This is a genomic window from Mesorhizobium vachelliae (assembly GCF_033977325.1).
Classification (GTDB): domain Bacteria; phylum Pseudomonadota; class Alphaproteobacteria; order Rhizobiales; family Rhizobiaceae; genus Mesorhizobium; species Mesorhizobium vachelliae.
Window position 1 is genome coordinate 333,417 of sequence record NZ_JAVIIR010000004.1, and the last position, 14,330, is coordinate 347,746.

Here is a 14,330-nt window from a genome sequence, read left to right on the forward strand (position 1 = left end):
GTGCCTGGCGACAAGCCCTTTGCGATCGTAGTCAGTTGACGTCACCAGCCTGTGGTAGAAGTCGCTCGATCCGAGAACAACTGTTTGCAATCTGCAATCGGTTAAGTTAGTCCATAACCGCTTGCAAAGAACAATTGGTTGTGGAGACGATCATGTCCAAGCTGCGTGTCAACGCTTTCACCCTATCGCTCGACGGCTATGGCGCCGGTCCCGATCAGACGCTTGAACATCCGCTCGGTGTCGGTGGCGAAAATCTGCACAAATGGATGGTCGGCACCCGCACCTTTCGCCAGATGGTGCTCGGCAAGGACGGCGGCACCACCGATGCCGATGACGGCTTCGCCGTGCGCAGCTTCGAGAATGTCGGCGCCTGGATCCTCGGCCGCAACATGTTCGCGCCGAGCCGCGGCGAATGGCCGGACGATAACTGGAAAGGCTGGTGGGGTCCCAACCCGCCCTACCACGTGCCGACCTTTATTCTGACGCATCACAAGCGCGCGCCGATCGAGATGGAAGGCGGCACGACCTTTTACTTCGTCACCGACGGCATCCACTCGGCGCTCGAACAGTCGAAGGCAGCAGCCGGCGGCAGGGATGTGCGCGTCGGTGGCGGCGTTTCGACCATCCGGCAATATCTGCAGGAGAAGCTGATCGACGAGATGCACCTGGCGATCTCGCCAGTGCTGCTCGGCTCGGGCGAGAATCTCTTCGCCGGCCTCGACATGGTGAAGCTGGGATACCGCTGCACCGAGCAAGTGGCGACCGCCTATGCGACGCATGTGACGATCGGGCGGGCGTGACTGGCGTAATCTCCCCCCTCGTGGGGGAGATGGCCGGCAGGCCAGAGGGGGGCGCTGTCCCGCCAGCGCTTCAGTTCATAGCAGTTCTGTTTCCGCTGTTTCGGCAGGCCGCTACCTACCGATAGGCAGTGTTCCTTCTGCCCTACCGGGCATCTCCCCCACAAGGGGGGAGATCACAGCTCCACAGCCTCAATACTTCCCCGGCACGTAAAGCTCGCGCGGCAGGACCTGGCGCTCGTAGGACGGGTTGAAGACACGCTCCGGCAGCGTGATCTCCTCGTGCGGGACCTCCTCATACGGCATCTGCTGCAAGAGATGGTCGATGCAGTTCAGCCGCGCCCGCTTCTTGTCGTTGCCCTCGACGATGAACCAGGGCGCTTCCGGAATGTTGGTTCGGGCGAAGGTTTCTTCCTTGGCCTTGGTGTATTGCTCCCAGCGCACACGCGACTGCAGGTCCATGGGCGAGAGCTTCCACTGCTTCATCGGATCGTGGATGCGCATCAGGAAGCGCATCTGCTGCTCCTCGTCGGTGATCGAGAACCAGTATTTCACCAGCGTGATGCCGGAACGGACCAGCATGCGCTCGAATTCCGGCACGTCGTGGAAGAACTCCTCGACCTGGTTGTCATCGGCAAAGCCCATCACGCGCTCGACGCCGGAGCGGTTGTACCAGGAGCGGTCGAACAGCACGATCTCGCCGCCGGCGGGCAGATGCGGTACGTAGCGCTGGAAATACCATTGCGATTTCTCGCGTTCGGTCGGCGCCGGCAACGCCACGACGCGGGCGATGCGCGGATTGAGCCGCTGCGTGATGCGCTTGATGACGCCGCCCTTGCCGGCGGAGTCGCGGCCCTCGAAGACCACCACCAGCTTCTTCTTGTGGTAGGCGACCCATGACTGCAGCTTGATCAGCTCGGACTGCAGCCGGAGCAGCTCGCGGAAATAGGTCATCCGCTCGATGGAAGGCGGATGCGACTTCTTGTAGATCTTGGCGATCTCGAGCGAGAGCGCCGGTTCGGAAATCTCCAGCTCATAGTCCTCGTCGAGCGTGTCCTCGAGTTCGGCTTCGAGCCAGTCCTTCGCCCCGGAATTCGGTTTCAGTTCATTCATCGCGCAACTCCGTCTGCCTGTCAGCCATCATCGCTTCGGAATCCGCGCCGGCTCCGGACGGACGTTCCTTGAGCCGACTGAGATACAGAGGCGCAATGACGGTTTTATTGCAATCGACCGGCAGCGAGGATCGGTATAGAAGATATGTGATCGACCCGTATCGATAGCGGGGCGACAAGCGGCGGGAATTGTCCTACAAATCCCCTCGCCTCTTTCGGGCGCTCGCCACGGCGCTTCTTCAAACAAAATTGCGAGGACCGACATGGAATACCGCACGCTGGGCCGATCCGGCTTGAAAGTCTCGACATTGACGCTTGGCACCATGACCTTCGGCGGCGCCGGTCCCTTCGCCGCCGTCGGCAATTCCGATCTCGCAGAGGCCAGCCGCATCATCGACACCTGCATCGATGCCGGCATCAACCTCATCGACACGGCAAACGTCTATTCCAACGGGTTGTCGGAAGAGATCATCGGCAAGGCGCTTGGCGGCAAGCGCAAGAACGACGTGCTGATCGCCTCGAAAGCGCGCATGCGCATCGGCACTGGTCCCAATGACGAAGGCCTGTCGCGCCACCATCTGATCCGCGAATGTGAAAAGAGCCTGAAGCGGCTCAAGACCGATGTCATCGACATCTATTTCGTCCATCAATGGGACGGGCTCACCCCGGTCGAGGAAACGATCGCGGCGCTCGACACCTTGGTCAACCAGGGCAAGATCCGCTACATCGGCTGCTCCAATTACTCGGGCTGGCAGGTGATGAAGGCGCTTGCGGTCAGCGACAGCCGCCATCAGGCCCGTTTCGTCACCCAGCAGATCCACTACACGCTGGAAGCGCGCGAAGCCGAATATGAATTGCTGCCGATCTCGGTCGACCAGGGTCTCGGCGTGCTGGTCTGGAGCCCGCTGGCGGGCGGGCTGCTTTCTGGAAAATACCATCGCGACAGCCCAACGGCGCGCCAGCTCGGCGGCTGGACGGAGCCGCCGATCCGCGATGAGGATCGTCTGTGGCGCATCGTCGACGTGCTCTCCGACATCGGCAAGGCGCGCGGCGTCTCAGGCGCTCAGGTGGCGCTTGCCTGGCTGCTCGGCCGCCCGGCCGTAAGCTCACTGGTGATCGGCGCCCGCAACGAGGCGCAGCTCAAGGACAATCTCGCCGCGGCCAGCCTTTCGCTTTCGGAGGAAGAACGGCAGCGGCTTGACGTGGTCAGCCGGCCGCCGGTGCTTTATCCCTACTGGCACCAGCAGTTCACGGCCAGGGACCGGTTCGGGCCGGCCGACAAGGTGCTCGACCGCAGCGCTATCTAACCCGTGGTCAGCCGGCGATAAAGCGCCAGACTTCCGCGTCGGGCTTTATCTGCCCGCTCAGCACGAAATATTTATAGAGGACGAGCAGCGAGATCGCCTGCTCGTCCCGCTCATTGCCGAATTCGCGACAATAGGCGTTGGCGGCGGCGGTTATCCGCTCCGCATCGGCGGGATGTTTTTCGAAATAGGCCACCTTGTCGACCAGGTCGGAGAAATCCTGCCGCAGCGGCACATAGTGGACGTTGGGCTCGACCCGGGCTTCCGCAAACCAGGTTTCATAGGTCGGCTCAGGCATCAGGCAGAGAGAATTGGAGCTCATGATCCATTTCAGGTTCGTCGCGACGTCATTGCCTTCGAGCGAGACGATGTAGCGATAGCGCCGCTGCTGCTCGATGTTCAGGAACGGCTTGCGGTATCCGTCCGGCGCGTCGGCCCTGTGGGAACCCGCATCGCAAATGGGCAGATCGGCGGCCTTTTCCACGAAGCGGGTGCGGAGAGGGTTGTTGAGATGGCCGCGCCAGACCACCATCGGGCGCTTGTCGGCGAAAGACAGCTTGTCGGGCGGCATGTAGAAGTGACGGAACTTGTTCAGCTTCATCAGCACGCCGTTCGCATTGTCGTCGCCGATGGGCCGGTCCTTGACGATCCTCGGGAGTTCCGGAACGCCGACGACGTCGCCGAATTCGAAATCGATCCGCAGGCCCGGATCGAAATAGCGGGCGAATTCCTTGAGGTCATAATAATACATGCTGGAGGCGGTCGGCAGCTTGCGGACTGCCATGGCGTCCGGGCTGGGCACGAACGGCTGTTCCAGCTTGTTGTAGTAGTTCAGTCGCTCGCGAACCGTCTTGCCCGAAAGCCTTGCCTGCTCGAGCCGGCTGGCCAGACGGTCGCGGAACAGCGATTGCGGTGCGCGGTCACGCGCGAAATTGCGCGCGTAGTAGAACAGCTTTGCGGCGGTTCGGGAGAGTGAGGCCATGCGTCCGCGAATTCAGCAAAATGGTCAATGGTAGTCTGCCTTCATCCCCCTCGTCTCCTACAGCATTCTCTCGGCCATGTTGCAAGCCTGCTAATGCGAATGACGACACGACAACTTACGCCGCGACGACCGCGAACCCTCTTGCGCGCAGACCGCGGCGGTCGTCATGCAGCGAAGCGACCAGCCGATCGCGGCTGCCGGCAATGTGAGCGGAAAGCAGCCGCGCCGCTTGCTCGGCATCGCCGCTCCTGACGGCAGCGAGGATGGCGTGATGTTCGGCCCAGGCGCGGCCGAGGGCTTCTTCATCGCGCACCTCCAGCCAGCGCGCCCGCGACAGCCTGGTCATCGCGTCGCGAACGGCTCTGAGCAGGAACTCGTTGCCTGAAAGCCTTGCTAGCTCGATGTGGAAATCCAGGCCGACGCGATGCCATTCCTCGCGCGGCGTCTCGGCGCCGCAGGAATCGAGCATCGCCGCGATCACGTCGATGCCGCTGCGGTCTTCGAGCGCCGCCGTCAGGCGAACCGCCGCAACTTCGACCGCCTCGCGGTAGACGGCGATCTGCCCGAGCTCGGCGAGATTGATCGGCGCCACCGTCCAGCCACGGCCGTCGCGGCCGATCAGCCCTTCCGTTTCCAGGCGCAGCAGCGCCGCCCGCACCGGCGTGCGCGAAGCGCCGAACCGGCTCTCGATCCAGCGCTCGGTCAAACGTTCGCCCGGGCCGATCTCCAGCCCGAGGATCATCTCGCGAAGCTGCCTTTCGACATTCTGCATCTGCGACATTGTCATTCCGCTTTCCAAAGCCGCATTGACAGCGGCTGATGTCAGGTCCATGACGGATACCAATTTGGTATCCCAAATTGGTATCCGTCACAACCCCAGCATTGGCATGTGAGACATGACGCCGAACGAATCCGGACAAAGCGGCTTCAACATCCATTGGCGGCGCAACCTTGCGATCTGCTTCGCCGGCTCGTTCAGCACGCTTGTCGCCATGACGCTGCTGCTGCCGTTCCTGCCACTCTATGTCGAGCAGCTCGGCGCCGAAGGCCACTCGGCGATCGTTCAGTGGTCGGGCATCGCATACGGCGCCTGTTTTTTTGCCGCGGCGCTGGTCGCGCCCTTGTGGGGACGGCTGGGCGACCGCTACGGCCGCAAATTGATGCTGGTGCGCGCTTCGTTCGGCATGGCGATCTGCATGTCGCTGACCGGCATGGTCCAAAGCGTGTGGCAACTGGTGCTGCTTCGGCTGCTGATCGGCTTCGCCGGCGGTTATTCGTCGGGTTCCACGATCCTGGTCGCGATGCAGACGCCGAAGGAGCGCTCGGGCTGGGCGCTGGGCGTGCTGGCGGCGGGCATCACGGCGGGCTCGCTGGTCGGACCGCTGCTCGGCGGCCTGCTGCCGCCGCTGATCGGCATCCGCGCGACCTTCCTGCTTTCCGGCGGCGTCATCTTCCTGGCGTTCCTGGCGACGACGTTCCTGATCAAGGAGAATCCGCCGGCGCCCAAGCCCGCCTCGACGGCGAAGCCGAAAAGCGGCTGGTCGCAGATCCCCGACAAGCGGCCGGTGGTCGCCATGCTGGCCACCGGCATGCTGCTTGCCTTCGCCACCATGTCGATCGAGCCGATCATCACCGTCTATGTGCAGCAACTCGTCGAGGACCAGAGCAAGGTGACCATGGTTGCGGGCGTCGTCATGTCAGCGGCGGCGCTCGGCACCATCCTGTCTTCATCCTGGTTGGGGAAACTCGCCGACCGCGTCGGCCACTGGAACGTCGTGGTCGGCGCGCTGGCGGTCTCGGCATTGCTGCTCATCCCGCAGGCTTTCGTCACCAATGGCTGGCAGTTGATCGGCCTGCGCTTCCTGATGGGCCTGGCGCTTGGCGGGCTGTTGCCCTGCATCACCAGCGTCATCCGCCACAACATCCCCGACGGGATCGGCGGCAATGTGCTGGGACTGGCGATCTCGGCGCAGTATGTCGGCCAGGTCGCGGGACCGCTGTCCGGCGGCTTCGTCGGCGGGCATTTCGGCATGCGCGCGGTGTTTCTGGGCACGTCGGTGCTGATGGCGCTCGGCGCCGTCTACAACTGGATTGTCCAGTCGCGCCGGGCGCGGCATATGCTGCTCGAGGCCGGCGAGTCCTGACCGGCCTATTCGCCCAACCGCAGCATGGAGCGTCCAAGATGAGCCTTACCGGGCAAGCGTCAAACGGCGGGAGCCGCGCCTTTGTACTGGCAGCCGGCCTCGTCGGCGCGGCCGGCGTGGCGCTGTCGGCGGCGGCCGCGCATCGCGGCGGCGCCTTCACCGGCACGGCGGCCAATTTCCTGCTGATGCATGCGCCGGTGTTCCTTGTCATCGGCCTCGCCGGCGGCAACCGCTGCCTCAGGATCGCCAGCCTCGTCCTGCTCGCGGGCCTGCTTCTGTTCTGCGGCGATCTGCTCGCCCGCGACTTTCTCGCCTCGCGGCTGTTCCCGATGTCGGCGCCGATCGGCGGCACCCTGCTGATCGCCGGCTGGATCGCGATCGCCGTCTCGGCGCTATGGCGCCCGCGGCTGTAGATTACTTTCGGCAGCTATTTTCGGCTTGTCCGCCGCTTGCGCTCCTGCGCAGGCCGTTCGTCACGGCAGCACCGCTCGGGCTGCTCGGTTCCGGGCGTGATGCCCCAATAGTTGCGGTAGATGTCCTGAAACAGATGACCAATCGGATGCATGGCTGCTCCTTCTCGTAATTGAATCGATCCAAGAGATAGGCGCGAAAAATGGCGGCGGTTCAGCCGCGCTTGCGCTCCACAAGGAAGCGAGGCTCACGGCGCCAGGGACCCACCCTGCCGCGCCGCTTCTCGCTGGCGGCGGCCGAGGCAATGCCCCAGTCGTTGCGGTAGATATCCTCGAACAAATAGCTCACCGGATGCATGGCGCCCTCCTATTGAAACTCGCTCCGTCATGAAGCGGATACCTTGGATCGATTCAAATCATACTCTTCGGTCACGCTGCGTCAAGTGAGAATTTGAATCGATCCAACAAAATTGTTAGATGACCGACGACAATTCAGCGGTCATGGTCGTCACATGACCGGATTCGGAGGAACGACATGGCATCACTCCTGGAAGGCCAGGCAAGGCCGATCAGGCTGGCCGACATCGCCAAGGCCGCCGGCGTCTCGCATGGCACGGCCTCGAATGTTTTCAGCCGCCCCGAGATCGTGCGCGCCGAAGTGCGCGAGCGGGTCAAGGCGGTCGCTGAGCAGATGGGCTATGCCGGTCCCGACCCGAAAGGCCGGCTGCTGCGCGCCGGCAAGGTCAACGCCATCGGCGTCGCCACCACGGAGCCCCTCTCCTATTTCTTCGACGATCCCTTCGCCCGCGTGATGATGGCCGGCATTTCCGAAGCCTGCGACGCCACCGGCGCGGGCATCGCGCTGGTGTCGGCCGCCAATCAGGAGAAGCTCTCCTGGAACATCCAGAGCGCGCTCGTCGACGGATTTGTGCTGTTTTGCATCGAAGGCGGCTCGCGCCTTGTCGACCTGACGCGCGAGCGCAAGTTGCCTTTCGTTGCGCTGGAGCTCGGATTCCAGGACGAGACCGTATCGGCCATCGGTGTCGACAATGTCGCTGGTGCGCGGCTCGCCGCGCGCCATCTCGCCGAGCTTGGCCATCGCCGCTTCGCCGTCCTGTCGCTCGGCTTCGCCGACAATCGCACCGGCTTCGCGACGCCGGAAGTGGTGCGCAGCGCGGTCTACACCGGCACGCGCGATCGCCTTGCCGGCTATTTCGAGGAGCTTTCCCGCTTCGGAATCGATACAGCGAAAATCCCGGTCTATGAGACCGAGAACGAGGAAAAGAGCACCAGGGCCGGCCTCGAGGCGATCTTCGCCAAGAGCGAACCACCGACCGCCATCCTGGCGATGTCGGATCGCATGGCGCTCATCGCCATCGACTGGCTGAAAGCCCGAGGCCTCGACGTTCCCGGCGATGTCTCGATCGTCGGCTTCGACGGCGTGCCGGACGGCGCGCTGTCCACACCGCCGCTGACCACGATCGCCCAGCCGATCACCGAGATCGGCCGCCGCGCCGCACACATGATCCTCGACCATGACGGTACGGTGCGGCGCGAGACGATGGGCGTCGAGTTCATCGTCAGAAGCTCGACCGGACCGGCTCCGAGAGTCTGAGCAGGCTCAGGCGATCCGCATCAGTAGCCGCCTATTCTCGCCGGCACCGGTTGCGCGCCGAATGGCGCACGCGCAGGCTCCTCGCGTACCGGCTTGGCGCGGGACGGGCCGAGGCCGGCGAGCCACTCGAGGTAGAGCGCAAGTGCGAGCTGCATGGCGATGCCGGCCGCGATCAGCAGCGTGTCGTAGGCCAGGCCGCCCGGGTTGATCAGCTTCAGCACCTGCGCCGCCATGGCAAGCAGCGTGCCGGCGATGAACACAGGCAGAGAGCGCTTGCCCAGGATCGCCAGAGGATTGTCGGGCCGGACGCGGAAGAAGTTGGAGACCGCCGGCAGCGCCACGACCAGATAGCTGACCGATAGAATGTGCAAGAGCCGCGGCAACGACAGGAACGTCTTGTCGAAGCCGCCGATCACCACCGGCAGGTTGAACCAAGTGATCTGGCCCCAGAGCGGGCTGTGCACCCAGATCGCCGCGCCGGCCACATAGATTCCGGCAGCACCCAACAGCCACGGATTGACCGGGATCCGCCCGCCGCGCTTCACATGCAGCATGGCGGCAAGGCCGATGTTGAACAGGAACTGCCAGGACAGCGGGTTGAGGAACCAGAAGCCGGACTCGGGATAGTTCGGCGGCGCGATCTGCCAGATGCCGGCGACGAGCCAGAGCAGGCCGGACACGATCAGCGCCGGCACCGGCCGACAGCTGACGAACAGCACGAAGGCGGGCGCCGCCAGAAGCAGTGCGGCATAGACCGGCAGGATGTTGTTGTAGCCGAGCTGGTGGCCAAGCGTGACGATGCCGAGCAGCACCTGCGGCGTGTTCTTCATCAAGGGCTCGATGTTGATCATCGTCAGCATTTCCGGACGGTGCGCGAGCAGCGCGGCGGCACAAAACAGCGCGATCACCACCATCGTGATGACGATGTGGGAGATGTAGAGCACACCGGCGCGCCGCCACATCTTCAAGGTCGCGAGCAACCGGCCGCCTGGTTTGAACTTCGTGCCATAGGCCAGCGCCACCGAGATGCCGGAGATCAGCACGAAGGCTTCGGCCGCGTCGGAAAAGCCGAAATTCTTGTAGGTCCAGTTCTCGAAGACGGTGCCGGGCACATGGTCGACGAAAATGGTGAGCAACGCGAGCGCGCGCAACACGTCGATACGTGTGTCACGCTTGTCGCGATCGGTAGGAACAGGGGTGGTCATCGACAAAAGGCCTCAAAGCTGGTTGTTCATAGCCAGCAATGCGACCCCCGGGGCGCACCGCTTCGATTCCTCCCATGGGGAGTGTATTGCCGCAGAAACGGACTGAAATGCGCCTGGTTCAATCAACTTTCGCGGAGCGCGAAAATATTCCGTTTTGAAGCCGGCAAATCAATGAATCTCTCATGGAATCAAATGGATATGAGCGTTCCCGAATATAACGACGAAAACAGTATCCTGCGTGGCGATCTCACATTTCCCTACCGTCTGCTGAAGCCGGCAAACGCAAGCGGCGAGTGCCTGTTCGTGCTGCATGGGTCGGGTGTGGACGAGACGACGATGCTGCCACTGGCGAGGCAGATCGCGCCGCGTTCGGTGATTGTCGCGGCGCGCGGCCGCATCCGCCAAGAGGATGGATTTCGCTGGTTCGAGCGAATCACGCCGACCAGTTTCGACCAGGTCTCCATACGCGCAGAGACGGCCGCCTATGCCCAGTTCGCGACGGAAGCCGTGCGGCGACATGGGCTCAACCTGAAGCGTGCGACCTTCCTTGGCTATTCGAACGGCGCAAATGTGGTCTCCAGCCTGATGCTGCTCCATCCCGGCATTGTCAGCCAGGCGGCGCTCTTGCGGGCAATGCCGGTGCTCGACGCCTCGCCGATGACCGACCTCGGCGGCAGCCGCGTGCTGATCATCGCCGGCGCTGCCGACCAGACCTACGGTCCGTTCGCGCCGGCCCTGGTGGCGCTGTTCAGCGAGCGCCGCGCCGAGGTCGACGCGCGCATCATCGCCTCGGGCCATGAGTTCGGCGATGCGGACGCCGCGATCGTGCGGCAGTGGCTGGCAGCGCCTATAGCGGCCGTCTGACTGTGCTGGCCCGGCGGGCTTCGGTGCCAGCAATCAAGAGGTCGAGGCCGTTCTCAAAAAAGCGCCTCGTGGCAGACTATTCGAGCGGCCTCCCGGAGAAACCCCTACCCCTGCCCCATCCGGTTCCAGGCGTCCAAACCCGCAATCTTGTAGGCTTCCGCCAGCGTCGGGTAGTTGAAGGTGTTGTTGACGAAGAAGTCGACCGTGCCGCCGAGATTGATCACCGCCTGGCCGATATGGATGAGCTCGGTGGCGCCCTCGCCGACGATGTGGGCGCCGAGCAGGCGGCGCGTCTCGACAGAGAACAACAGCTTCAGGAAGCCGCTTGAGACACCCATGATGTGGCCGCGTGAGGTCTCGCGGAAGCGCGCCAGGCCAACCTCATAGGCGGCGCCGCTTTCGCGCACCTGCTCTTCCGACAGACCGACCGTCGAGATCTCCGGCACGGCGTAGATGCCATAGGGGAAGCTCTCGGGCGGCGGCGGCAGGTTGACGCCGAAGGCGTGGCAGGCGGCCACCCTTCCCTGCTCCATCGAGGTCGAAGCCAGGCTCGGGAAGCCGATGACGTCGCCGGACGCGTAGATGTTCGACACGCTGGTCTGAAAAGTGTGCGGGTCGACCTTGATGCGGCCTCGGGCGTCGGCCTCGATGCCGACCAGGTCGAGGCCGAGGCTGGCGACGTTGCCGGTGCGGCCGGCGGCGTAGAGCACCATCTCGGAGCGGATGGTGCGGCCATCGGCAAGCGTCACCTCGGCATGGTCGGGTTTCGAGGCGATCTCCTTCACCGTGCTGCCGAGCCGGATGGTCATGCCGCGGTCGCGCATCTGGTGGATGAAGTCGTCGACGATCTCGCGGTCGATGAAGTCGAGGATGGTGTTGCGCGGCTCGACCAGTGTCACCGGCACGTCGAGCGCGGAAAAGATGGTGGCGTATTCGACGCCGATGACGCCGGCGCCGATCACCGTCAGCGTGCGCGGCAGATGGTGGAGCTCCAGCATCTCGTCGCTGTCGAAAACGCGTTTCTTGTCGAAGGGCACGTCGGCCGGGCGGTGCGGCCTGGTGCCGACGGCGATCAACGCATTGGCGAAGCCGACCTCGCTGTAGTCGCCGTTGTCGGCGGTCAGGCTGACCTTGTTGGGCGTAAGGAATTTTACCGCGGCGCGCGCGCTCCTTACCGTGTTGCGCATGAACTGGTGCTGCAGCACCTCGACCTCATGGTCGAGTGTCTTGTGCAGCCGGTCGACCAGATCCGAGATCGAAATGTCCTGCTTGACCCGGTAGCCGCGTCCGTAGAAGCCGCGCTCGCGCCAGCCCGAGAGGTTGAGCACCGTCTCGCGCAACGTCTTCGATGGGATGGTGCCGGTATGCACCGAGACGCCGCCCAGGCGGCGGCCCCTGTCGACCACCAGCACAGACTTGCCGAGCTTGGCCGATTGCACCGCGGCGCGGCGCCCCGAAGGGCCGCTGCCGATGACCACCATGTCGTAGTCCATGTCCCGTCCCCTTTGTGCGCCGCAGCAAGCTAGACCGGGAAGAATGTCATGTTCAACAGGCAACACATTTCCTCGGCAGACGAATCCACCAATGCAAGCGAAACCTTAACCGGACGGCAAGGCTTACGTGCAATGGTCCGCGCTAAGGGAACCATCGGGGTGGCAGAATTGGCGATTTCCAAAGGCGATGCGCTGCCTGGCACAGAGACGGGTTTCCAGTCCGGCCTTCAGAGCAGCGCGGTCCTTACCGACCTGCGCGAAGGCCTGTTCCGCTTCATTGCGCTGGCAGTCGCGGCAATCTTCGTCTATCGCGGCGTGCGTCATCTGGTCATCGATCCCGGCCGGCTGAACATCCTGCTGCTCATGATCTCAGACGCGCTGACTTTCATCTGGCTGCTTTTGGCACGACGGCCGATTGTCCGCGACTGGAGCCCTTTCACGGTATTCATCTCGCTGACAGCCGGTTTCGGCTCGGGCTTCGTCTCGCTCCAGGACGGCGCCGCCGTCATCCCGCTTTATATCGCGGCACCGCTGCAGTTCCTGGCACTATGGCTCGTGATTTGGGGCAAGATGTCACTCGGCCGCTCCTTCGCCATCCTGCCTGCCAATCGCGGCGTCGTCACCGGCGGCGCCTACCGCTTCGTTCGCCACCCGATCTATGCCGGCTACCTGGCGGGACACGTCCTTTTCCTGATGTCGAGCTTCTCGGTCTACAATTTCACCGTCTACGCGATCATCACCCTGTTCCAGATCCATCGCATCCTGCGAGAGGAACGTATCCTGGCGCTGACGCAGGAGTATCGCGACTATCTCGGCCGGGTTCGCTACAGGCTCTGCCCCGGTATCTTTTGACATCGCGCCCACCGGCCGACGGGCATGTTCCTTGAATTCCAGGCCGCTCTCACCATTTGAGAAGGCGGCAGGCATCTCGTTGTGGATGCCGCAATCGAGGAACGGACATGAACGCACGCGTTTTGGATGGCGAGATCATCACGACCAGGTTCGAGGACACCCGCGCCTATCGCGGGGTGCGGACAAGGCGTATCTTTGCCTTCCTGCTCGACTATTTCTTCGTCGCGCTTCTGACCATTCCCTTCGCCATCCTGGTCGCCATTCTCGGGCTGTTGACTTTCGGCCTTGGCTGGGCGCTGTTTTCGGTGTTGGTGCCGTTGGTCGCCATTCTCTACATCTGGAACACGCTGGGCAGCCGCGACCAGGCGACGACCGGCATGAAGATCATGGGTATCCGCCTGGAGAAGCTCGACGGCAGCCGCATCGACGGCATGACCGCCGTGGTCCATTCGGTGCTGTTCTGGGCCGGCAACGTCATCTTGACGCCGCTGGTGCTGCTGGTCACGCTGTTCTCCGACCGCAAGCGCACGCTGCACGACCTTTTGCTCGGCACCGTGGTCACCCGCACCGATGTCTGAGGGTGTCCAAGGCCGCGTTCATTGAACCGCCGCGCCGCCTGCGCCAAAATATGAACAGGTCCAGGCCGTCGCGTCAGCACAATCCTGTTGAATTTTTCGCCGGCCGGGCCAAAGGTAGGGCGATTCGCAGGAGCGTTTCCAAGATTAGATGACGCAGCATCCGACCCAGTCGCCGCAGTTCTTCCTGACCGCGCCGTCGCCATGCCCCTATCTGGAGGGACAGTTCGAGCGCAAGGTGTTCACGCACCTTGTCGGCGACAAGGCGCCGGAGATGAACGACCTGCTCACGCAAGGCGGCTTCCGGCGCTCGCAGAACATCGCATACCGTCCGGCCTGCGAATCGTGCCGCGCCTGCGTATCGGTGCGCATCCTGGCGCAGGAATTCGACCCCAGCCGCAACATGCGCCGCGTCGTCCAGCGCAATGCCGACCTCGTCGGTGCCATGCATGACGCGCAGCCCTCGACCGAGCAATATTCGCTCTTCCGCGCCTATCTCGACGCCCGCCATCGTCGCGGCGGCATGTCGGACATGACCGTGCTCGACTATGCGATGATGGTGGAGGACACGCATGTCGACACCAAGATCATCGAATACCGGCGGCGCGGCCCCGACACGTTCATCACCGGCAAGGGCCATGGCGAGCTGATAGCCGTCGCGCTCACCGACAAGATGGCCGATGGCCTGTCGATGGTCTATTCCTACTTCAGTCCCGACTTCGAGGACCGCTCGCTCGGCACATTCATGATCCTCGACCACATCGCCCGCGCCAAGGCGATGGGCCTGCCCCACGTCTATCTCGGCTACTGGGTCAACGGCTCGCGCAAGATGAATTATAAGATGCGCTTCATGCCGCAGGAGCATCTCGGCCCGAAAGGCTGGGAACGCTACGACCACGAAGCGGTCAGTCGCTAAAACAGTTTTCCCGAACCCGCCCTTTATAGTGTTTCAAGGGAGAAGACGCTGGTCTTGCGCC

General features: G+C 63.4%; 15 protein-coding genes. 9 read left to right on the forward strand and 6 right to left on the reverse strand.

What is annotated here, in order from left to right; genetic code table 11:
* Window positions 1–152: 152 nt before the first annotated feature.
* The gene (locus RFM41_RS11895) at window positions 153–800 is read left to right on the forward strand and encodes a dihydrofolate reductase family protein (RefSeq protein ID WP_320245397.1); all 648 of its coding nucleotides are present in this window, start codon (window positions 153–155) and stop codon (window positions 798–800) included.
* A gap of 189 nt (window positions 801–989) precedes the next feature.
* On the opposite strand, the gene ppk2 is transcribed toward RFM41_RS11895, so the two are convergent.
* Window positions 990–1,910: a polyphosphate kinase 2 gene (gene ppk2 / locus RFM41_RS11900; protein ID WP_320245398.1), complete on the reverse strand. Its 921-nt coding sequence runs from the start codon at window positions 1,908–1,910 to the stop codon at window positions 990–992.
* A gap of 262 nt (window positions 1,911–2,172) precedes the next feature.
* Here ppk2 and RFM41_RS11905 point away from each other — a divergent pair, with 262 nt between their 5' ends.
* The gene (locus RFM41_RS11905; protein ID WP_320245399.1) at window positions 2,173–3,216 is read left to right on the forward strand and encodes an aldo/keto reductase; all 1,044 of its coding nucleotides are present in this window, start codon (window positions 2,173–2,175) and stop codon (window positions 3,214–3,216) included.
* A 7-nt stretch (window positions 3,217–3,223) separates the two neighbouring features.
* Here the strand turns inward: RFM41_RS11905 and RFM41_RS11910 are convergent, their stop codons facing one another.
* Both RFM41_RS11910 and RFM41_RS11915 read right to left on the reverse strand, forming a co-directional pair.
* On the reverse strand, window positions 3,224–4,195 hold the full coding sequence (locus RFM41_RS11910) for a glycosyl transferase family 90 (protein ID WP_320245400.1): 972 nt from the start codon (window positions 4,193–4,195) through the stop codon (window positions 3,224–3,226).
* A 115-nt stretch (window positions 4,196–4,310) separates the two neighbouring features.
* Window positions 4,311–4,976 (reverse strand): GntR family transcriptional regulator, encoded by a 666-nt coding sequence (locus tag RFM41_RS11915; RefSeq protein WP_320245494.1) that lies wholly within the window; start codon window positions 4,974–4,976, stop codon window positions 4,311–4,313.
* Between the two features lie 115 nt (window positions 4,977–5,091).
* Here RFM41_RS11915 and RFM41_RS11920 point away from each other — a divergent pair, with 115 nt between their 5' ends.
* Both RFM41_RS11920 and RFM41_RS11925 read left to right on the forward strand, forming a co-directional pair.
* The gene (locus RFM41_RS11920) at window positions 5,092–6,339 is read left to right on the forward strand and encodes an MFS transporter (protein ID WP_320245401.1); all 1,248 of its coding nucleotides are present in this window, start codon (window positions 5,092–5,094) and stop codon (window positions 6,337–6,339) included.
* Between the two features lie 38 nt (window positions 6,340–6,377).
* Window positions 6,378–6,752, forward strand: coding sequence for a DUF423 domain-containing protein (locus tag RFM41_RS11925; protein WP_320245402.1), 375 nt, complete (start codon window positions 6,378–6,380; stop codon window positions 6,750–6,752).
* Between the two features lie 211 nt (window positions 6,753–6,963).
* Here the strand turns inward: RFM41_RS11925 and RFM41_RS11930 are convergent, their stop codons facing one another.
* Entirely contained in the window at window positions 6,964–7,107 is a 144-nt protein-coding gene (locus RFM41_RS11930) for a hypothetical protein (RefSeq protein WP_320245404.1), read from the reverse strand.
* A 177-nt stretch (window positions 7,108–7,284) separates the two neighbouring features.
* On the opposite strand from RFM41_RS11930, the gene RFM41_RS11935 reads away from it, so the two are divergent.
* Entirely contained in the window at window positions 7,285–8,364 is a 1,080-nt protein-coding gene (locus tag RFM41_RS11935) for a LacI family DNA-binding transcriptional regulator (protein ID WP_320245405.1), read from the forward strand.
* A gap of 20 nt (window positions 8,365–8,384) precedes the next feature.
* On the opposite strand, the gene RFM41_RS11940 is transcribed toward RFM41_RS11935, so the two are convergent.
* Complete coding sequence (locus tag RFM41_RS11940) at window positions 8,385–9,569, reverse strand: OpgC family protein (protein ID WP_320245406.1); 1,185 nt, start codon at window positions 9,567–9,569, stop codon at window positions 8,385–8,387.
* A gap of 198 nt (window positions 9,570–9,767) precedes the next feature.
* Here RFM41_RS11940 and RFM41_RS11945 point away from each other — a divergent pair, with 198 nt between their 5' ends.
* The gene (locus tag RFM41_RS11945; RefSeq protein ID WP_320245408.1) at window positions 9,768–10,433 is read left to right on the forward strand and encodes an alpha/beta hydrolase; all 666 of its coding nucleotides are present in this window, start codon (window positions 9,768–9,770) and stop codon (window positions 10,431–10,433) included.
* A 104-nt stretch (window positions 10,434–10,537) separates the two neighbouring features.
* Here the strand turns inward: RFM41_RS11945 and sthA are convergent, their stop codons facing one another.
* On the reverse strand, window positions 10,538–11,926 hold the full coding sequence (sthA, locus tag RFM41_RS11950) for a Si-specific NAD(P)(+) transhydrogenase (protein WP_320245409.1): 1,389 nt from the start codon (window positions 11,924–11,926) through the stop codon (window positions 10,538–10,540).
* Window positions 11,927–12,085: 159 nt separating this feature from the next.
* On the opposite strand from sthA, the gene RFM41_RS11955 reads away from it, so the two are divergent.
* From RFM41_RS11955 to RFM41_RS11965, 3 genes are all read left to right on the forward strand, one after another.
* Complete coding sequence (locus RFM41_RS11955; protein ID WP_320245410.1) at window positions 12,086–12,778, forward strand: methyltransferase family protein; 693 nt, start codon at window positions 12,086–12,088, stop codon at window positions 12,776–12,778.
* Between the two features lie 107 nt (window positions 12,779–12,885).
* Complete coding sequence (locus RFM41_RS11960; RefSeq protein WP_320245411.1) at window positions 12,886–13,356, forward strand: RDD family protein; 471 nt, start codon at window positions 12,886–12,888, stop codon at window positions 13,354–13,356.
* Between the two features lie 148 nt (window positions 13,357–13,504).
* On the forward strand, window positions 13,505–14,269 hold the full coding sequence (locus tag RFM41_RS11965) for an arginyltransferase (protein WP_201415167.1): 765 nt from the start codon (window positions 13,505–13,507) through the stop codon (window positions 14,267–14,269).
* Window positions 14,270–14,330: the final 61 nt, after the last annotated feature.